At 61.2% G+C, this 19,253-nt stretch carries 19 protein-coding genes and 1 tRNA gene; 11 read left to right on the top strand and 9 right to left on the bottom strand.

From position 1 onward, the window contains the following. Positions 1 to 650 precede the first annotated feature (650 nt). Positions 651 to 866: a hypothetical protein gene (locus tag JNK74_27270; GenBank protein MBL7649893.1), complete on the bottom strand. Its 216-nt coding sequence runs from the start codon at positions 864 to 866 to the stop codon at positions 651 to 653. Between the two features lie 94 nt (positions 867 to 960). Next, positions 961 to 1,851 (bottom strand): bifunctional methylenetetrahydrofolate dehydrogenase/methenyltetrahydrofolate cyclohydrolase FolD, encoded by an 891-nt coding sequence (gene folD, locus JNK74_27275; protein ID MBL7649894.1) that lies wholly within the window; start codon positions 1,849 to 1,851, stop codon positions 961 to 963. A 329-nt stretch (positions 1,852 to 2,180) separates the two neighbouring features. Here folD and JNK74_27280 point away from each other — a divergent pair, with 329 nt between their 5' ends. From JNK74_27280 to JNK74_27315, 8 genes are all read left to right on the top strand, one after another. Continuing rightward, positions 2,181 to 3,401 carry a type II secretion system F family protein gene (locus JNK74_27280; protein ID MBL7649895.1) on the top strand — a complete coding sequence of 407 codons (1,221 nt, stop codon included), beginning with the start codon at positions 2,181 to 2,183 and terminating at the stop codon, positions 3,399 to 3,401. Between the two features lie 179 nt (positions 3,402 to 3,580). Then, on the top strand, positions 3,581 to 4,834 hold the full coding sequence (locus JNK74_27285) for a type II secretion system F family protein (GenBank protein MBL7649896.1): 1,254 nt from the start codon (positions 3,581 to 3,583) through the stop codon (positions 4,832 to 4,834). 91 nt (positions 4,835 to 4,925) lie between these two features. Next, positions 4,926 to 6,143: a type II secretion system F family protein gene (locus JNK74_27290; protein ID MBL7649897.1), complete on the top strand. Its 1,218-nt coding sequence runs from the start codon at positions 4,926 to 4,928 to the stop codon at positions 6,141 to 6,143. Positions 6,144 to 6,146: 3 nt separating this feature from the next. Beyond that, positions 6,147 to 7,688, top strand: a complete 1,542-nt coding sequence (locus JNK74_27295) for a type II secretion system F family protein (GenBank protein ID MBL7649898.1) — start codon at positions 6,147 to 6,149, stop codon at positions 7,686 to 7,688. Further along, complete coding sequence (locus tag JNK74_27300) at positions 7,681 to 8,097, top strand: hypothetical protein (GenBank protein ID MBL7649899.1); 417 nt, start codon at positions 7,681 to 7,683, stop codon at positions 8,095 to 8,097. The genes JNK74_27295 and JNK74_27300 overlap by 8 nt, the downstream gene beginning before the upstream one ends. 173 nt (positions 8,098 to 8,270) lie before the next feature. Continuing rightward, the gene (locus JNK74_27305) at positions 8,271 to 8,834 is read left to right on the top strand and encodes a hypothetical protein (protein MBL7649900.1); all 564 of its coding nucleotides are present in this window, start codon (positions 8,271 to 8,273) and stop codon (positions 8,832 to 8,834) included. 4 nt (positions 8,835 to 8,838) lie between these two features. Beyond that, positions 8,839 to 9,297: a hypothetical protein gene (locus JNK74_27310; protein ID MBL7649901.1), complete on the top strand. Its 459-nt coding sequence runs from the start codon at positions 8,839 to 8,841 to the stop codon at positions 9,295 to 9,297. Next, positions 9,294 to 10,100, top strand: coding sequence for a DUF1559 domain-containing protein (locus JNK74_27315; GenBank protein MBL7649902.1), 807 nt, complete (start codon positions 9,294 to 9,296; stop codon positions 10,098 to 10,100). The genes JNK74_27310 and JNK74_27315 overlap by 4 nt, the downstream gene beginning before the upstream one ends. Before the next feature lie 31 nt (positions 10,101 to 10,131). On the opposite strand, the gene JNK74_27320 is transcribed toward JNK74_27315, so the two are convergent. Further along, positions 10,132 to 11,139 (bottom strand): D-alanine--D-alanine ligase, encoded by a 1,008-nt coding sequence (locus JNK74_27320; GenBank protein ID MBL7649903.1) that lies wholly within the window; start codon positions 11,137 to 11,139, stop codon positions 10,132 to 10,134. 222 nt (positions 11,140 to 11,361) lie between these two features. On the opposite strand from JNK74_27320, the gene JNK74_27325 reads away from it, so the two are divergent. Together JNK74_27325 and JNK74_27330 are read left to right on the top strand one after the other, a co-directional pair. Beyond that, a complete protein-coding gene (locus tag JNK74_27325; GenBank protein ID MBL7649904.1) occupies positions 11,362 to 12,135 on the top strand; it encodes a tetratricopeptide repeat protein in 774 nt (257 codons plus the stop codon). A gap of 106 nt (positions 12,136 to 12,241) precedes the next feature. Beyond that, on the top strand, positions 12,242 to 12,619 hold the full coding sequence (locus JNK74_27330) for an acyl-CoA thioesterase (GenBank protein MBL7649905.1): 378 nt from the start codon (positions 12,242 to 12,244) through the stop codon (positions 12,617 to 12,619). Here JNK74_27330 and JNK74_27335 read toward each other — a convergent pair. Further along, positions 12,616 to 13,551: a sugar phosphate isomerase/epimerase gene (locus JNK74_27335; protein ID MBL7649906.1), complete on the bottom strand. Its 936-nt coding sequence runs from the start codon at positions 13,549 to 13,551 to the stop codon at positions 12,616 to 12,618. The two genes, JNK74_27330 and JNK74_27335, sit on opposite strands and share 4 nt — an antisense overlap. Before the next feature lie 158 nt (positions 13,552 to 13,709). Between JNK74_27335 and JNK74_27340 the strand changes: the two genes are divergently transcribed. Beyond that, positions 13,710 to 13,785: transfer RNA gene (locus tag JNK74_27340), tRNA-Ala, on the top strand. Positions 13,786 to 13,834: 49 nt separating this feature from the next. Here the strand turns inward: JNK74_27340 and JNK74_27345 are convergent. From JNK74_27345 to JNK74_27365, 5 genes are all read right to left on the bottom strand, one after another. After that, positions 13,835 to 14,452, bottom strand: a complete 618-nt coding sequence (locus JNK74_27345; protein ID MBL7649907.1) for a response regulator — start codon at positions 14,450 to 14,452, stop codon at positions 13,835 to 13,837. An 11-nt stretch (positions 14,453 to 14,463) separates the two neighbouring features. After that, entirely contained in the window at positions 14,464 to 14,934 is a 471-nt protein-coding gene (locus JNK74_27350; protein ID MBL7649908.1) for a response regulator, read from the bottom strand. Beyond that, positions 14,931 to 16,433 carry a PAS domain S-box protein gene (locus JNK74_27355; GenBank protein ID MBL7649909.1) on the bottom strand — a complete coding sequence of 501 codons (1,503 nt, stop codon included), beginning with the start codon at positions 16,431 to 16,433 and terminating at the stop codon, positions 14,931 to 14,933. Before JNK74_27355 ends, JNK74_27350 begins: the two co-directional genes overlap by 4 nt. A 163-nt stretch (positions 16,434 to 16,596) precedes the next feature. Then, positions 16,597 to 18,144 (bottom strand): hypothetical protein, encoded by a 1,548-nt coding sequence (locus tag JNK74_27360; GenBank protein MBL7649910.1) that lies wholly within the window; start codon positions 18,142 to 18,144, stop codon positions 16,597 to 16,599. A 175-nt stretch (positions 18,145 to 18,319) separates the two neighbouring features. Beyond that, positions 18,320 to 19,072, bottom strand: coding sequence for a YebC/PmpR family DNA-binding transcriptional regulator (locus tag JNK74_27365; protein ID MBL7649911.1), 753 nt, complete (start codon positions 19,070 to 19,072; stop codon positions 18,320 to 18,322). Positions 19,073 to 19,253 lie beyond the last annotated feature (181 nt).

A 19,253-nucleotide genomic window follows, 5' to 3' on the forward strand; every position in this document is an offset into this window, starting at 1 on the left:
CCTACATTCGGCAAGCCATGACCACAGTGACAAACAGGGAAACGAGACCCTGTTGCACTTAGTTTATGAATCCAAGGAGAAGAGCATCGGCGTATTGGGGCGCAACACGTGGATGCGAATCGTAACCAATTTTAGAGTAGCGCAAGAGAGAACTTGGGCCTATCATAAATACACCTGCAACATTTTCTTTGGCGATGCGCGTGCCTTCAATGAGATCGTGCTTCTCCGGGAGCCTAAACGCACGTTTAATGCTGAGAAGGAATTGTGGTAGCGCTGCATTCTTTCTCCATACTCATGTAGACACAATTGAGTGGCAGAATTAGCTGATAGTCCTCAAAAATCGCACCCCTCTTATCCCCAAAAAGACGGCCATAAAGCGAGAAACCGTGGCTCCCGTCTTGTCCGCCCCTCATTCATGGCCCGTCGTGCCTGTATCCATAGAAGCTTGTCGGGACTTCGTAGGGGAAAGTCATCCCCGTTGGCCAGGGGGAGTCGCTGAGCGTCAGGAGCCAACCGAACAAATACGGCTGAGCGACGACAGACTCGACACCGCGGTATTCGCCATGCACCATCGTGTATGTGAGTGACTTTTCGGCGTTTTCCGGTGATGGGTCGAAGCCTGAAAAGGCGGCGAACGGCGGTGACGGCAGCTAGCTTAAACGCAAGACGGAATCACCGGTCAGTTCGTATTCGAAATCCACCTTGGCGTAAATGGTCTGGCCGTAGTCGTAGAGCGCTTTGCCGCGCCCGTCCGAATTGAAGGTGAGGAAGCGCATACTCGAGTAATTGTGTGGCGTTGAGACCCAGGCGCGCGTGCCGGTCAAAACAGCCAAGTCAGTTTGGTCGCTCGTATCGAAGTCCTGCAACGCTCAACCCCCTTCGACTCAGGGATGCTCTCTTATATCCGCGTGAAACGATGTCCGGCCATTCATGATTTCGCCTCACGCACCTTGCAAGCGGCTAACGGGCCCGCCGGGCGGCTTCCACCGTGTTTTTCATGAGCATGGCGATGGTCATGGGGCCCACGCCACCCGGGACGGGGGTAATCGCTTTCGCTTTCTTGCTGACGGCCTTGAAGTCCACATCGCCCACGAGGCGGTTGCCCGATTTCTTCGTGGCGTCCGCGATGCGGTTGATGCCCACGTCGATAACCACCACACCGTCTTTCACCATGCGCGCCTTCACGAACTCGGGAATGCCGATGGCCGCGACGAGGATGTCGGCCTGCTTTGTGATCGCGGCCAGGTTCTTCGTGCGCGAATGACACACCGTCACCGTGGCGTTGCCGCCGGGACCCTTTTGCATGAGCATGGCCGCCACGGGCTTGCCCACGATGTTCGAACGGCCCAGGACCACCACATGCTTGCCCGCCGGGTCATAGCCATGGCGCAGGAGCATCTCGATGCAACCCGCAGGCGTGCAGGGTGCAAAGGCGGGCTCGCCATTAAGCAGGCGTCCCACGTTTACCGGGTGAAAGCCATCCACATCCTTGTCCGGGTCGATGGCGTTGAGCACCTTCTGCTCGTCGATGTGCTTCGGCAGGGGCATCTGCACCAGAATGCCGTTCACCTTCGGATCCGCGTTCAGCTTCGCGATCAGGTTGAGCAGCTTCTTCTCCGTGCACGTGGCGGGCAGGTCATGGGAATAAGAATTGATACCCAGCTCCACGCACGAGCGGCGCTTGCTGCCCACATACACCTGACTTGCGGGATCCTCACCCACCAGCACCACGGCCAGGCCTGGTTTCTTCCCCGCTTTCGCCAGCGCGGCCACCTCGGCTTTCAGTTCCTCGCGGATGGTGGCGGAGAGCTCCGTGCCGGAGATGATTTTTGCGGTGCGTTTCTTGGCCATGAGGCGGAGATCCTTACGAGTGATTTGACGTGAATAAATGCGCGCGCCAGCGGTATGTTTCTCATGGGACGACTGATATAGGCGCACTCGAAACAGCCATTTTAGCGCTTGTTCGGGATCGGAGTAAAACCAACAGGGACATCAGCGACAACAGGTACAACAGAACCTGAAGTCGCTTTGGTTCCTGCTGTCCCTGGAATAGAGACGAACATGTTGTAGAATACCGTACTTGATCGACTTGCGCCCGTATCAGTATGGTGGAGCGGCATTGCTGGGGATCCGATTGAATTGCACCGTGCGGCGGCTGTTCATCGCCGAGGGAGGTACGCATGCCACGTTTTCGCTATCGCGCCCATGACGCCGGGGGCAGGCCCGTTGAGGAAGAGGTTGAGGCTCTATCGATCTTTGACTTGACCCAGAGCTTAAAGGGCCAGGGGTTAAGCGTAAGTTCGGTTGTGCCGCTGCAGCAACCTCTGCCGCGCTTTACTGGTAGGAGAAGGCTCCGCTGGGAAGAGTTGCGCTTGTTCACCGAGCAATTGGGCTCCATTGCGAAAAGCGGCTTCCCGCTGGTTCCTTCCCTGGCTTCGATGGCGCGAGATCTCGATCAGCCGGCCCTTCGCGACGCGACCGACAAGCTGCGCGAAGATTTGGAGCGCGGCACTTCGCTGGAGGCCGCTTTTCGGGCTCAGGAGGACCGATTTCCTCCAATTTTCAGCGCCATGGCGCGCGCAGGAGAATTGACCGGCGATCTCACGGGCGTGCTGGCGATGATGTCGGCTTATGCGACACGAATGGCCACCGTCACCCATCGCGTAAAGATGGCCATGGCCTATCCGCTTCTGCTTTCGATTACGGCAATCTCGATCGTAATGTATCAGCTACTTCATATCGTGCCAGTGTTTGGTGATATTTTTGGGGAGTTGGGCGCCAAGCTGCCCGCGCCTACGCTATTTCTGTTGAAGGTGTCGGAGATCCTGCGCGGGCATTGGCCGACCCTGGTCGCGCTCGCTCCCGTTATAGGGCTGGGTGCCGTTGCTGGCTACGTGGGCATGCGCAGAAATCGTGTCGGTCGGCGTTGGCTGGATACGGCCCTCCTCTTTACGCCCGGTATTGGCGTGGCCTATCATGGGGTCGTCCAGGCCCGATTTTGCCAGACCCTTTCGCTCCTGCTGGGCGCGCACGTGCCTGTTCTTGATGCGGTCACGCTCGCCGGGGGTGCCTCCGGCAGTGCTACACTCGAGCACAGAATGAACGGAGTGGCCGAAGAAATTGCGTACGGCGCGCAGTTGAGCGATGCCCTGCGAAAGACGAGTTTCTTCGCGCCAAGTTTTCACTGGCTACTGGGCGCAGCGGAGGAGCGCGGCCAGGTGGTGGAGGCGCTGGACAATCTCTCCGAATCCGCGGAGCGAAACGTGCGCGCGCGGGAGCAGATGCTGGGTTCGGTCATCACGCCGGCACTGGTGGTGGTGATCGGCGGCATTGTGGGGTTCATCGCGGTCTCCATGTATCTCCCCATCTTTACACTGGGCGATCAACTGGGGGCGAAGTGATGGAGGCTATTCCGTGGTGGCGACGCCCCGCGATTCAGAAGCCCGGTCGTCCGGTGGGGCCGCCGCCTTTGCCAATGGGCCGGCGCTTTCCCCCCGCAGTCGAGTCAAAGGCGGCCGATCCCAGGTGGCAGGGGCCGTATTATCTTCGGGCCAATCGGTGGCACGAAGATTTGCTGCTGGTGCTGGAACAGATCCGGCTCGGCGTCAAGGCCAATGTCCCGCTTGGGTCATCCCTCGCCGCCGCTGCGGAGGACTTCCTCTATCTCGAGCGGGGCTGGACGCCTCAGCGCGTGGCGCGGCTCTCGAAGGTTGCCGGTATTTCTCTGCTGCTGCTGTTGTCCCTGCTCGGCGCGTTGGGGGCCCTCGCAACGGTGGGCCCCGAAGCCATTCGCGGCCTGATTCGACCCATTGTCATTGCTTTCTGGCTTTACTTCGCGGCTGTGAAACGTCACTACAAGCCCATGGGCGTGCTGGTCTCCCTCCAGCGGTCCATAAACCAAGGTTGTTCGCTATCCGAGGCGATGGGCAAGTTGCCGCGCTTTTTTCCCGCCGAGTTGGTATCCCAGGTCGCCATGGCGGAGCGGACGGGCAACCTCGAAGTGATCCTGGATAATTTTTCCACCGAAACCGTCAAGAAATGGACCGCACAGCGAGATTTTTCCCGTGTCTTGAATTATGTCTGGATCGGACTCAGTATACAGGCGGGCGTGATCGCGTTTCTTGCCGTTAAGGTATTTTCCGTCTTCGAGGAGATCCTGATGGAGCTCCACGTTCCACTGGGCAGTGCGCACACGGTTCCCGGGCTTCCTGTTCCCCTGCCCTCTATCGAGGATATTTTCGCCATCGCAAATTTCTTCAGCGTACACCGCTATCATGTAGCGATGATCTGCTGGCTCGCGGGGCTCTGGCTTGTCCTGCGTCCCTGGCGCCGGCGACGCGTCTGGTCCAGCCGAGTGGAGTCCACATTCTTGCTTTCCATTCCCGGACTGCGCGGTATGGTGGCGCGGCAGAATCTGGCCTCTATCGCATTTCAACTGAATCAGTATCTGCTCGCGGGTGTCCCTCTGGAGCATGCTCTGGACGTTGTTTCGCGGGGGGGACTTCACCCATTGTATGCTCGTTGGGTCGCGCAGGTTAGGAAGCGCATACTTAATGGTTCCACGCTCCGCGAAGCATGCTCCCACGACGCAAGGGCGGTTCCGGTGCCGGGGTCATTTATCGCGATGGTCGCCATGGGAGAGACGCACGGGCGGCTGGAGGAAACACTCGCTTATCTCGCGGAGCAGTATCAGGCCGGGGTAGAGCGCCGCAAGAAATTCTTGCGGAGTTGCGTGCTGCCGATGGGCGTGTTCCTGATGGGCTATATCGTCCTCGGTCTGGAGACCGCCCTTTTTCAGGCGATGGTCGATATGGCCGACGCGATAATGCCATGAGGGGGTTTGGCACACAGAGAAATTCAATGATCGCTTTCCCCCCAAACCGTCATATCCTCTACAGCCCCGTTCGGGCGAGAGGGAACCAACCATGACCATGTACAAATACCGGGCCTTGGACCCGGAAGGGAATCCGGTGGAGGATTCCATGGAGGCGGTGTCGGCCCATGCGGTGACGCAGAAGCTTCAAGAGCGGGGGCTGACGGTCAGTTCCGTGGTGGAGGCCTACCCCGACCGGCGGCTTCTGCGCGTGTCCGGCAAGCTCACGTGGGAGGATTTGCAGCTCCTTTCCGAGCAGTTGGAGTCCATCGTGAAGAGCGGGATGCCCCTGGTGCCGTCGCTGAAGGCGCTGGCGTCGGAATTGCGCAATCCGCGGCTCAAGCCGGTGCTGGAGCGACTCCATCAGGATTTGGAGCGGGGTGTATCGCTGGAAGATGCGGTGGACAAACAGCACGAGTACTTCCCCCGCGTGTATCCGGCGCTCATCCGCGCGGGCGAGGCCACGGGTAATCTGGCGGGCGTTATGGGGCTGGTGAGCCAACACGCCACGCGTATGGCCGATATGAAACAGCGCCTGCAGACGGCCCTCATCTACCCGATCATTCTGTCGGTCACTGCCCTGTTCATCATTAGTTTCCTGATGCTGAAGGTGGTCCCGGTGTTTAAGGAGATTTTTCAGGAGTTCGGCGGTCGGCTTCCGGGGCCCACCCGCCTCATGCTGGAGATCAGCGACCTGTTTCAGCACTCCTTCGGCAATCTCCTGATGACACTGGCGATTCTGGCCGGGCTCGGTCTTGGGCTGTTGGTCTGGTTGCGCAGTTCCGTGGCGGGCCGCTGTCGACTGGATACCCTCAAGCTTTATTTGCCCTGGATTGGCCCGACCTACCATCTCGGTGTGCAGGCGCGCTTCTGCCGCCTCATGGCACTGCTGCTGGAGTCCCGCGTGCCTGTGCTGGACGCCATGGAGCTCTCCGGCGCGGCCTCGGGCAGCCCGGTGCTGGAGCGCGCCCTGGAAGATGCCGTGCTGGAGGTGGCCAGTGGCGAGCGCCTGGCGGATGCCCTGGAGCACACGCGCTTCTTTGGCCACGACACCTGCTGGCTCCTATCCACGAGCGAGGAGCGGGGCACGACCGAGGAGGCCTTCTCCAGCCTCGCCAGCCGATTCGAGCACCAGGCGGTGGCTCATGAGAATTTCCTCGGCGTCATGGCGGCGCCTGTGTTCGTGCTGGCCATCGGATTCGTGGTGGCCTTTGTGGCGTTTTCTCTCTACCTGCCGATCTTTACGCTCGGCGATCAGATAGGCGGCTGAGCCATGCGTTGGAAAGAGCTGCTCAATCTGGATCTTGGCGCGCTGCTCATGCGGCGTCCTCCCGTGCCCGCGCCCGACGGAAAACCGGTCTACTGGTGGTCGTGGTTCCGGCGCCGGGCAGGCTCGTCGGCGTCCCCGGCGGTGTCCCTGCGTCCTCCGGTAAGTTCGCAAGTTCCGGCGGGACTCCAGCGACGGGCCCAGGATCCCACCTGGCGCGGCCCGGTTTACTGGAACGCCCGCGGCTGGCGGCGCGATGTTATTCTGGTGGCCGAGCACCTCCGCAGCCTTATCGCCTGCAATGCGCCGCTGGCCCCCGGGCTTGCTGCGGGTGCCCAGGAAGATATGCGGGCCCGCACCTCCTGGACGCCCCAGCGTGCATCCCTTCTGGCACGTGTGGCCGTGGCGATCGTTCTTGTGCTTGCCCTCGGGTTTAACATCTCGCTTTCGGATCAAGGATTGGACACCCCCTTTGTGGGGCTCCAGGCGGTGGCCCTGGTGCTGACAATGATGTGGATCGTGAAAGTCATGATCACCGAACGCCATGGACGCACGGGTATTTTCCTCGCGCTGGAGCACCGCATCGCGTGTGGTTCGGGCCTTTCCGAGGCCATGGGGAGTCTGCCCCGCTTCTTTCCGCGCCACCTGGTGGATCTCGTCGAGGCGGGCGAAGCCACCGGCAATCTCGACTCCGCCTTTGCTCAGTTCAACGACACCATGCTTCGCTCCCTCGGTGCGCAGCGGCAGCTTCGCGCCATATTCCTCTACCTCTCTTTAGTTTTCGGGGCGCAGGTTCTAATCACCAGTTTCTTGCTGATCAAGGTTATCCCGGTCTTCGTGGAGATGCGGCAGGAAGCTGCGGCCGATGCCGGCGTGGCCTTCGTGTCGCACCCGCTGGCCAGCGGCATTGCGCCACTCGTGGGCGGTCTGCTGCCGGGCCTCGAATTTTTCGTCGCAGCCTCCAATCGAATATTCTCCGCGGCGCCCTTCATTGGCGCGATTCTCCTGTTTCTCGTGGTCTGGGCCATGCTGCGGCGCTATCGCCTGCGGCGGAGCTGGTCGGCCCGACGCTTCAGCTCTGTGTTGACGCTACTTCCCTGGTTCCGCAGCCTCCTGGTCCGCCACAACCTCGGCCAAATTGCCCTCATGCTTCAGGGCCTGCTCCGGGCCGGCGTGCCGCTGGACCGCGCGCTGGCCATTGCCCTGGGGAGCGATGTCCACCCGGCCTATCGTCGCTGGCTGGGGCAGCTCCGCGAACGCGTCTGCCAGGGGGAGTCGTTGAAAGAGGCCCTTCGGCGGACGGCATCGCGCCGCCTCGTTCCGGATTCTTTCACCGGGCTGGTGGAGGCCGGGGAGCGCTCGGGGCAACTGCCCGAGACCCTGGCGCATATCGCCGAGCTATACCGGCGCGATACGGAGAAGCGACTCGCCATATTGCAGGCCATTGTCCTGCCTTCGGGGGTCCTGGTGCTGGGCTACCTCGTCATGGCAACCCAGGTGGCCGTTTTTCGGGTTCTGGTGGACCTGTCGGAGATGATCAATGCATAAACCCTCAAGCGCGCGAGCGCGCAACGGCGGCTTCAGCCTGCTGGAGCTTACCTGCGCCCTCTTCGTGGTCACAGTGGCGGGCTTTGGCTCCATCCAGCTCTACTCCATCGGCATGAGCAAGATTGTCATGATGCGGGAATACGATGTGGCCACGGTGACATTACGCAATGAAGTCGAGCGGCTGAGGGCGCTGCCCTTCGCGTCCATCGCCGATGGCATGGCGGGTTCTCCGCCGTCGGCCGCCCTGGAAACGCTCCACGAACCTGTTCTGGCCATCAAGGCTTTCGAACGCGCGCCGGGCTTGCGGGAAGTGGCCGTGACGCTCACCTGGGAAAGCCGGGGCGGGCGCAGTATCACGCGGGAATTGACGACGCTGATCGCCGACAAAGGCGAGGAGGGCCAGCCATGAATAGCTTTTTCACGCGTAACGAAAGAATGTGGCACAGCCGTCCCGGCTGTGTTTCTAGAGGCGTGCTGAAACGCGTCCGATGCTTCCGCCGAGCTGATACCTTTAATCAAATCACAGGCGGGACGCCTGTGCCACATTCTTCTCGAATTTGCTTGGACGCTCGCGGGCCGTCAGTGCACGCAGTTGAGGTGGAAGAGCTGAATTTCAATCGCGCCGGCTACTCCCTTCTGGAGCTACTGGTCTATGTGGCGGTGTTCGCCGTCGCAGTAAATTTGTTCGTCTCGCTGCTGGGTACCGGCTCCCAGTTGTCGGCGCTGAACACATTGAGCATGTCGCGAATGGAAGGCGTCCGTGAAGTGCAGGAAGAGTTCACCGAGTTTACACGACGCGCATCGGCGGTCGTGTCCGAAGTGGGCGAATACAAGACCGGCGCGGATCGCCTTGTCCTGAAGATGCCGCAGGCGCAGGAAGGCGAATTCGACTATGCCGTGCTTGGTGTTCTGCGCGAGTCGAATCGCTTCGCTGTTATGGGTCTGGCCGAGAAAGAAGGGGCCATGGAGGTGGTTTACATGAAGACCCTGCGGCAGCCGTTGGAGACGCTCGAGTTTGACGTGAATCAGGGCGGGGCGCGACCCCTGGTGAATCTGCGCGTCAAGGTCCTGGGTGAAGAGGGCGAGCGTAAGCAGCCCTTCGTAGAGCATTTCGCCAGCGCGACTCCGCGCGGCGTGGGAGGGTGATGGGATGGTTGTAATTGGAAGATCTCCCGGGACGGTAATTCCCACACGCCACAACCAGCGCGGCACGGCCCTCATGTTCGCCCTCATGGTAATGGCCATACTCAGTATCGGCACTTCGGTGCTCTGGTCTCAGATTCACGCGCAACTGGCGCAACAGCGTCAGTCCTGGCATCGCGAGCAGGCCTATCAACTTGCCGAGGCGGGTCTTGAACAGGCCATCATGGCCTTGCGCGCCGCACCCGCCCAATACACCGGCGAAGCCGACGTGCCCCTGGGGCCGGGTACCTTCACCGTCACGGTGCAGCCCGCTGGGGATGCCGGAGCCTACCAGATTGAATCGTGGGGCGCGCTGGACCTCGCGGCCTATCGCTATGACCGCGCGGGGCTGCGCGCCGAACTCAAACTTTCGCCATCGGGCCGATTGGAGCGCTACGCGGTCCAGCCTATCAAGGGGGAACCATGAGGCACGCAAACCTTGCCCGCCGTCCGGGCTTCACGCTTTTCGAATTGCTGGCCGTCATCGCCACGATTGGAATTCTCGCGGCCATCCTTCTGCCCGCCTTGGCGCGATCGCGGGAGACGGCCCGCCGCGCGAGTTGTCTGGCGAATCTGGCCCAACTCGGCATGGTGCTGAAAATGTACGCCGAGGAACATGATCGCAATCTGCCCTGGAGCGGGGGAGAGGGCAATGCCGATTGTCTGCTGGCGTTGCGGGGTGACTATGTGACCGATGAAAAGATCTTCTTCTGTCCGTCGGATACAAATGTCTCGGATGTGCAGATGCTCGAACGTGAATGGACAACGCGACTCAACGGTGACGGCGAAGGGCGCAATGACGACGACGTCCGCCCCAGCTTGCGCCAGAGCTACGACTACTTCGGAGCCTACACCAAGGCGCCCCTGCGCTATCCACACCCAAGTATGCCGGTGCCCGCGGTGCCCCTGATGTGGGATATTTCGCTTCGCCCGCTCGACCCGAATGGTATCGAAGACGTCTCACGAAGCTTCAACCATATCCCGGGTGGTGGCAATGTGGTGATGATGGACGGGTCGGTCGTGTTCGTGAGGACCGATCGGTGGTTCGAGAACAATCTTCCCTTTGCCACGCCGGGTATCGACTACATCAAGCCGGTTGACGTGCTGAAGGCCGAATTGCCCGAGGAGCCCGCACCGCCGGCAGCCACACCCACGCCGGGTTTGCAGGGCGCCGCTGGTGGAGGGCAGGCTCCGATTGGAGGCGGGCTGGCACCGAGGCGGCAGCGATAGCAGAGCGATGCCACATTCTCTTGGCAGTCCCTTATCCCCGAATCTCCGCACGGCGCATTGCGTCGTCCACCAGCGCGGCCACCAGTTCCTCGTAGCTGATTCCCGCTGCCGCTGCCGCCTGGGGAAACAGGGAGGTCGCGGTCATGCCGGGTATCGTGTTGACCTCGATCCACACCGGACCGTGCTCGTCGATGATGAAATCACTCCGGCTCCAGCCGCTGCAGCCCATCACTTCGTGCACGTGGGCGGCCATGTCCATGATATCGTCGGTCAGTTCATCGGAGATGCGCGCGGGGGTGATCTCTTCCGTGGCGCCGGGGGTGTACTTGGCCTCATAGTCGAAGAAGCGGGCCGTGCGCGGGCAGATCTCGGTGAGCGGCAGGGGCTGGATGCGCCCGCTTGGATCGGCGTCGAGCACGGAGCAGGTGACCTCCGTGCCCTTCACGAATTTTTCCACGAAGACGTTGTCTTCCACGTCCATGACCGTTTCCATGTCTTTGCGCAGGCTCAGTAGGCTATCGCAAATGATCACGCCCTTGCTGGAGCCCTGGGAGACGGCCTTGATGACACAGGGGAAGCCGATGTCCTTTTCGATGGCCTCGATGACCTGGGCCGAGTCGATGGCCCACGTGGGCCGGTCCAGGGCCAGGTGCCCCGCGACGCGAATACCCTGGGACGACACCACCGCCTTGCTCCGCACCTTGTCCATGGTGAGGGCGCTGGAGGCGCAGCCGGAGCCCGTGTAGGGCAGGCCGATCATGTCCAGCAGGCCCTGCATGCGTCCATCCTCGCCATAGGGGCCATGGAGTGCAATGAATGCACAGTCCACGTTCAGCCCGTCCAGTTGGCTTAGTGCAGCCGCCGGGCGGAGGGCTTCGGCACCGTCGATGGACCAGTTGCCGTCGCGGCCGATGACCACTGGGGTCACGGTGTAGCGGTCGCCCGTCAGGGCCTCGGCCACGCGGGCCCCGGAATTTAAGGAAACTTCGTGCTCTTCGCTGCGCCCGCCCATAAAGACGGCGACGTGGGTCTTGCTCATGATTCACCTGCGTTGAAGGTCGGTTGGAAACACTGCGCGCCCCGCCACTCTCGCGGCCGCGCAGGGAATAGAATACGAATGAAAGGCGGGAAGTTCCCCTATGATATAATCCGCGCACGGGAATTTTCCATTTCCCCGCCCGTTTGCAAGGCGGGGGCCACCACAGGATAGTGTCGATTGCGCGGATTGCGGCATCTGAAAACCATAGGGATCGGCTTGGCAGTGGCGCTGGCACTGGCGGCCTGCGCCACAAAAAAAGACGTGGAAACGCCGCCCAAACCCGAAGATCTCGGGATCACGGACCGGGTACTTCACTATCAGAACGAACTCAAGACCGCCCCGGACAATCCCGAACTCCACTACAAGCTCGGAAACGCCCTGCTGGACATGGGGCGCTACCAGGACGCCTACTATTCCTATCAGAAAGCGATTAACCTCAAACCGGACTACGCCGACGCCTATTCCAACCTGGGCTTTGCCCTGCGCAAGATTGGGAATCTGAAAGCGGCCGCCGGGGCCTATGTCCACGCCCTCGACATTAACCCAGGCGATATCACCACCCTCAACAATCTGGTGGTGGTTGCCCAGCTCCTGGAAGACTGGGAACAGGCCGCATGGTGCTATGAGCGGCTTGTTTCCCTTCAGCCAGATGACAACGAACTGCTGGCGGGCTATGCCGATCTGCTCTATGGCCTTGGCCGCTTCGAAGAAGCCCTGCCGTTGTATACGATGCTGACTACGCGACAGGTGGATCCGGTGCGCAGCCAGTTCCGCGTGGGCCTCTGCTATGCCGATCTGGAGCGCTGGGCCGAGGCGGCGGAAGCCTGGGAGCGTGCCCGCAGCCTGGAACCCGAAAATGTCAGCGTGAACCGCAGCCTCCCCGTGGCCTATTGGGAAGCGGGGAAGAAGGCGGAGGCCCAGGCCGCGGTGAAGCGTTGCCAGGAACTGGGAATCGAGCTCGACCCCGAATTTCTAAGAGAAATGGGCAGCGGTTGATCAGACCGATCAGACCGATCAAAATGGGGCTGGCCTGCCAGGCGGCCGCTGAGCCCCACACGACCCATACGATCCATACGACCCACTACTTCCCCTGGAGCCTCCCATGGAACACGTCACTTCTCACCTTTGCATGACCCGCGACCTCGGCGTGGGCGGCAATCTCTTCGGCGGCACCATGATGGCCTGGATGGACGAAGCCGCAGGCATTTATGCCCACGTCTACACCAGTGAACCGCGCATGGTCACCTTGAAATACGCCGAACTGCTCTTCAAGTATCCGGTGCGCGAGCGCGATCGGGTCGATTTCTATGCGGGCAACGTGAGCATCGGAAACACCAGTATCACCTTTGATATTGAAGGGCGCGTCGGCAAGCATGTGGTTTTCAAGACCACCGGCACCTTCGTCGCCATCGAAGAAAACGGCCGTCCCAAGGCGCTGAGCCTCAAGACGGCCGGAATGCCGCAGACAGTGGAAGACTAGCGAACCAGAAGTTCCCGCAGGATATCCAAATACTTCGGCACGTCCTCTTTCGGATTTTCTTCCTCATACTCGAGCACAATATAGCCCCGATAACCGGCATCCTTCAGAATGCCTATGATCCGCCCGAAATCAGCCTGCTCCCGCTTGCCGTTATTGGTCACCATTACCTTGATTTGGGCGTTGATGGTGTAGGGTGCGATGCGGGCGAGATCGCGATAGGGGTCGTCCGTGTTGAAGTTGCCACCGTCGAGGTTCACGCCAAACCAGGGCGAATCTTTCACGCCTTCGATAATGCGCAGCATGTGGTCCGGCGTATCCGTGATCCCGCCGTGGTTCTCCAGCGCCAGGAAAACACCCTTCTGCGCCGCGTACTCCAGCGATTCATTGAGGCCCTCGATGCACCGGCCGATGGCTGCGCCTTCGTCGTCGCCTTCCTTGACCGTGCCGGCAAATACCCGGATGACCGGCGCGCCCATCGTCGCCGCGTAGTCGATCCATTCCCGCGTCAGGGCCAGTTGCTCGTCCCGCTCCGGGCCGGGTTTGTGGCAGAAGTCATTGCCGATGGCGGTGCCGGAAATATCCAGCCCAAGGCGGAAGCACTGCTGCTTCAGGTTCATGAGATACTCGTGTGTCACGTCCTTCGGGAAGTAGTAGCTCGTCAGCTCGATGCCATCCAGGCCGTATTGGGCCCCCAGGTCGACCACGTCCTCCAGGCGCATGCCCGCCTTCGCGATTTCCTCCGCCGTGCCCCGCGTGGCCAGCGAATCCCGGAAAGAATAGGCCGCCATACTCAATTTCATGTGGCTGGCGCCGTTGCGGGGCAGGGGGGCGGCGGCGTGGCCCGTGGCGGCCAGGGTGCCGGCGGCCGCGCCGAGGCCAAGGCCCGTGGATTTGAAGAAGGATCGCCGCGAAAGGAAATCGGAGGAATTCATGCGTTAAGTCTCCTGATTGAAAGGGGCTGGCTCAAGCCAACATTGTAACCTGTGCCCCCGCCCGCTGCAAAAGAAGGGCGGCGTTGGAAACTTGACATCGCGACCCTTCATTCTCTAAAATACGCTTACATTCGGCACGCGGTTTCGTGTGTCTTTTGGGGGGTATAGCTCAGTTGGTAGAGCGCTTGACTGGCAGTCAAGAGGTCAGCGGTTCGATCCCGCTTACCTCCACCAAAACGCCCGAGGCCGGAGACTTGTCTCCGGCCTCGTTCTTGTTTTCCAGCTAACGGGGTTCTTCACGTATGGCCTGGATTTCCTTGTCAAAGCATTCCGGACAGAACCCATGGGTAAAGCGGGCCTGGGAACGCTTGCTGACGTAGGACTCCACCGAGCGCCAGCTCCCGTCCTCGTCCTGAATCTTCTTGCACCGCGCGCAGATCGACAAAAGACCCCGCAGCGTTTCGATGTCGCGCAGCGCCGCTTGCAGTTGCTCGATCAGCAGGTCCTTCTCCTGCTCGCGCAGCAGCAATTCGGCCCGCAGTCGGGCCCGCTCGATGGCATTGCCGATGGAGCGGCGCAGCATGGACCGGTTCAGCGCATTCTTGACGATGTAATCGTCGGCCCCTTCGTGGAGCGCCCGCACCGCAATTTCTTCATTGCCCTGGGAGGTGCACATGACCACGGGGATGCGCTGGGCCGTCAGGACGGGCAGCAGGGCGAGACCATCGCCGTCGGGGAGGCGAAAATCCAGCAGCACGCAATCCGGGTTGTCTCCCGCGATGGAGGCGCGGGCCGCCTCCACGGAGTCGGAGAAATGGAGTGAATAGAGCCCGCCAAGGTGTCGTTTCACGGCCTCGCGGCAGATGGCGTCGTCATCGATTACCAGTACTTTCTGTTCCATGGGGCGTCTTTCTAGGGGAGCTCGACCACGCGCCAGTACCAATCCAACATACTGGCAACGTCGACAAAGTCCCCACTGGTGCGGGACTTGACGATGTAGCCCGCCACATTCTGCAGATAAGCCCGGCAACGGTCCGACTCGTTCCGGGAGGTCGTTAATACAAAGACTACGGCATCCGCGAGCGCGCGGTCTTCCCGCAGGCATCCCAGAAACTGAAAGCCGCCCATGCGGGGCATTTTAAGATCCAGCAGGATGATGTAGGGGCGCTCGATCGGCTCCCCCGTTTCGCCCCGCAGGATCTCCAGGGCTTCGATGCCGTCTCGCGCCCGGCGAATGGGGTGGGGGAGGCCGGACTTGCGAAAGGCGCGAACGACCCGCTCCGCGTCCACATCGTCATCCTCCACGAGGAGCACGGTGACCTGCTCCACGGTTGGCGCGGGCTTCTCCTCGGGCGCTGCTTCGGTTTGCCCGTCGTCCTTCATACGCTCATCTCCTTCGGCCAGGTGAAGGAGAATTTCGCGCCCTGGCCGCCTGCCGATTCCAGGCGGATTTCGCCACCGTAGGTCTCGATCAACTTGCGAATAATGGCCAGCCCCATCCCGCTTCCCTCCACACGGTCCCGCGGGCGAAGCGTTTCAAACATCATGAACACGCGCTCATGATAGGCTGGCTCGATGCCTGGCCCGTCGTCAGTCACGGTGAAGGTCCAGAAGCGTTCCGATTCCTCGGCGCGCACCTCGATCACGCCCTCCGCGCGGTCGTGGTGCTTGATCGCGTTTCCCATGAGATTCTGAAAGACCTGTTGAAGCGGCGTCCGGAACGTCTCCAGCCGCGGAAGATTTCCACTGGTGCTCACCCGGAAGCCCGGCGGCGGATTCAGCAGCGAGATCGTATCCTGCACCAGCGCCGCCACGTCCACCAGCTCCAGGCCCGTCTCCCGCCGTCCCGCGCGAGAGAACTGGAGCAGATCGTCCAACAGGGTCTGAAGGCGCAGCACGCGCTGACGAATCTGCCCCAGATGGCGCCGGGAATCCTCCGGGAGCTGGGCGCCGGAGTCCTCTTCGATCCACCCCGCCAGACTCGCGATGCCCTCCAGGGGCGAGCGCAGGTCGTGGGACGCCACGTAGGCGAACTCGTCCAGGTCCCGGTTGCTTCGCTCCAGATCCGCCGTGTAGCGGGCCAGCATCTGCTCCGAGTGCTTTCGTTCGGTAATATCCACGATGGAGGCCAGCACGAGCGCGCCCTCCATGGATTCGATGGGGTTCAGCCCGATCTCCACCGGGATCTCCGAGCCATTCTTGCACAGGCCAAAGAGATCGCGGCCCCGGCCCATGGCCCGTGTTTCCGGGCTGCGGCGAAAGGCCTCCCGAAAGCCGGGATGGGCCGCGCGGTGGCGCGGGGGCACGAGTTCCTCAATCAGCCGCCCCACCAGCTCTTCGCTTTCGTAGCCGAAGATGGAGCGGCAGGCCGAATTGGCCGACACAATGCGCCCCTGTTCATCCACGATCACCATGCCGTTGGGCGCGGCCTCGATCACATGGCGCAGCCGCTCTTCAGACTTCTGCGCAGCCCGGAGCGCCTCTTGGAGTTCCACATTGTCCAGTCCCAGGCGGGGCAGGGCCAGCGCGCGGGGTATCACCGGAATAAGGGCCAGCACTGTCGCCCACGAAACCACCGCCGTGAGAAACTTGACCACTCCCGCGAAGCGATAGGCCGGCCACCAGAAGATAAAGGCATCCAGCAGGTGGGTGGTCCCGCAGAAGAATGTGAATCCCGCGAAGAGCCAGAAGATCGACAGGAAGGGGACATCCCGGCGCTTCATCAGGAAGAATGTTATGGTGGCGGGAATGGCCATGTAGGCGCCCCAGATCGCAATATCCGACGCGATGTGCAGCGTGCCGTGGGCTGTGGACCAGGCCCCGCATTGCCACCGCGCGGGGAATCCCGACGTGTCGAATAGCGAACCAATCGTCTCAAACATACACCGCCTCCCCGAATGTTGTCGCCTTCTCCCGCTGCGGCAAGTCGCGAAGGAAGAATAAAGCTGCCCGTTTCAACTACTATAGTGCGACGAGTTTTATGTTGAAGTCCAATCCGAAATAGTACTAATTCGGATCACATCGGGAGGGAGCCGGGAGGCCGCACTATGCGCTCAGCATGCGGTCCAGGATGTTTCGCGTGATCCGTTGTACCCGTCCATCCGGCCCCTGGGGTTCGGTGTAGGTCGCGGGGCGCACGTAACCCGGCGGCTCCGCGAGCCCGTCCGCCCACCAGATGGTGGACGCGTTGAAAACGATGTTTCCCTGTGGGCCCGGGTACACCGTAGAAGCATAGACACCCTCGGTTCCCCCGGTGGAGGCGGTGCCCGTGGCCACCACACGCAGGCCGGGGATATCCGCCGGTGCGCCGTGCCATTCAAACCCCACCAGACCCGGAATCGCGTCACCATTTTTCATGCCCGTGCCCTCAAAGATCCAGTGGTCCTCCGCACTGCAGATCCAATCACCGCCGCCGGAGACCGGATAGACGTCCCGACCGCCAATCATGCGGGCCTGGTCGGGGCCCTGATGGGGGAATCGGCCCACCTCGGGATAGTGGCTCACCAGCACCTCGTCCACGGGGCCAAAGTGATCCACACGGGTAATGTGGCGCTTTGGCCGCCCGGCGCCGTCCGGCAGCAGGTCGATCATGCCCCAGCAGGTGTCCCCGGAGAAGAAGCCCGCACTCAGGCCCTCCTGGATGGCCGCGTAGACATTGTCATACATTCCCCGGGTCCAGTACTCGTCGTGACCGACGGAAAGGAATCCCTTCACACGCTTCAGGCCCGGCCCATCGCCGTGGGTGTCGAGATTCGACACATAGGTCACGTCGTAGCCCTGTTGTTCCAGCCAGAAGACCATGGGGAACTCCCAGAGCATGAATTCGCCCGATCCGATGGAAAGTGGGGTGTCCACGACCTGACAATATTTTCCATAGGGCCGGTTGAAGCTTGTGGCCGTTCCCGCGCCGAGGTACCACTCGTTCCGACCGTCGTCGTACAGGGCAAACTGGTCGGGCCAGCGGTTGTAGGCATTCCAGGTGGTATCGCTGCACTGGAACATGAAATCGGCCTTGCGATCATCGCGCACGACGAAGATTACATAGCTCTGATGGCCTTCCGTGTGCTCCGTGAGCTTGCCCAGGTATACGCCGCTCGGCCAGTCTTCGGGTATCGACAGGGCAAGGCCGGGGGACCACTGGCAATCGCGCACGCGCATGTCGCCCACCTCGGGAACCGGCTGTGCCAGGCCCGCCAGGGTGTCGCTGGAATAGACCATGCGTCCACCGGCGCCACCATAGTGCCCCATACGATAAATCTTCACATCGAAGGGCGCGGGTGGATCGGTGGATACCATGATGTCGAGCCGATCCCCCGCCCGCAGGGAAGTGGCGCCACAATACCCTTCAATGCGCGGGCTTCGGTAGCGCGTTGCGGGGTCGATGTGGGTCTTGGTGAGAAGCCAGTCCGTCGTGCCGGGGCGCGCGTTCTCGCGGGAAATTGGGCCGTCGACAACTTTGGATGCTCCATCCCGTGCGCCGGCGTCCGAAGCGCCGGCCGCCAGGATTCCCAGGCCAAGCGCGCGTTTCAGCAAGTCGCGGCGATCCAGACCATGGTCCGTGCTCGACTTCGGAAGTTTGGGTTTATCAGGCATGGCGTGTACTCGCGGTTGAAGGTGCGATGGAGTTTATCGAAAGAGACCGGGAGAACGCGAACCCGGGGTCTCCTGCGGGCGGTGCGCCAAACGTTCCAATGCGGCGACGCTGTTCAAAAAAAATCCCCGCGCCACAGATTGGCCCGGGGATTGAAAAAACTCAGTACAGCAGCACTTAGTCCGCCATGGCCGCTTCCATCGCCTCGTCGGTCAATTCCACGTTGTTGAAAACTTCCTGGACGTCCTCATCGTCGTCGAGCATTTCCATGAGGGTCAGCATGGTCTTCAGGGCCTTGGCCTCAAGCTCGACGGTGGTCTTCGGAACCATTGTGAGCTTGGCTTCCTTGGGCGTGATGCCCATGCCTTCCAGGGCCTGACTTACCGAGTGGAGGTCGGCGAAACCGGTGGTGATCTCGTAGTCGTCGCCTTCCATATCCACATCGTCCGCGCCCGCTTCCGTGGCCTTCTCGAAGATGGTATCGTCGTCCAGTCCGGCCTTCGACACGATGATGAGGCCCTTCTGTTCGAAGTTCCAGCTTACCGCGTTGGTTTCCGCCAAGCTGCCGCCGTACTTCGTGACAATGTGGCGCACGTTGGCGATGGTGCGATTCTTGTTATCCGTCAGGGTGTCGATGATCAGGCCGGCACCCGCGGGGCCATACGCTTCATAGCGCTGGGATTCGTACGTCACGCCTTCGATCTCGCCCGTGCCCTTCTTGATGGCGCGCACGATGTTGTCTTTCGGCATATTCTCCGCCTTCGCCGCCAGCAGTACCGTCCGGAGCCGGGGATTCATATCGGCTTCGCCACCGCCCAGGCGCGCCGCCACCGTGATTTCCTTGGCCAGCTTGGAGAATATCTTGCCCCGCTTGGCATCGATGGCGCCCTTTTTCCGCTTGATAGTACTCCATTTAGAGTGACCGGACATGCACTATGATCTCCATGTAAGGTGGGGGGTTAAGGGATTAGTCCGCCGGAAAGTATAACAAAGGTATGGGAAATCTTGCAATTCGAGGAGGGCGTCTGCGGGACAATGGGTCTTATGGGTCTTATGGGTCTTATGGGTCTTATGGGTCTTATGGGTCTTATGGGTCTTATGGGTCTTATGG

It is taken from the genome of Candidatus Hydrogenedentota bacterium (assembly GCA_016791475.1).
GTDB lineage: Bacteria > Hydrogenedentota > Hydrogenedentia > Hydrogenedentales > JAEUWI01 > JAEUWI01.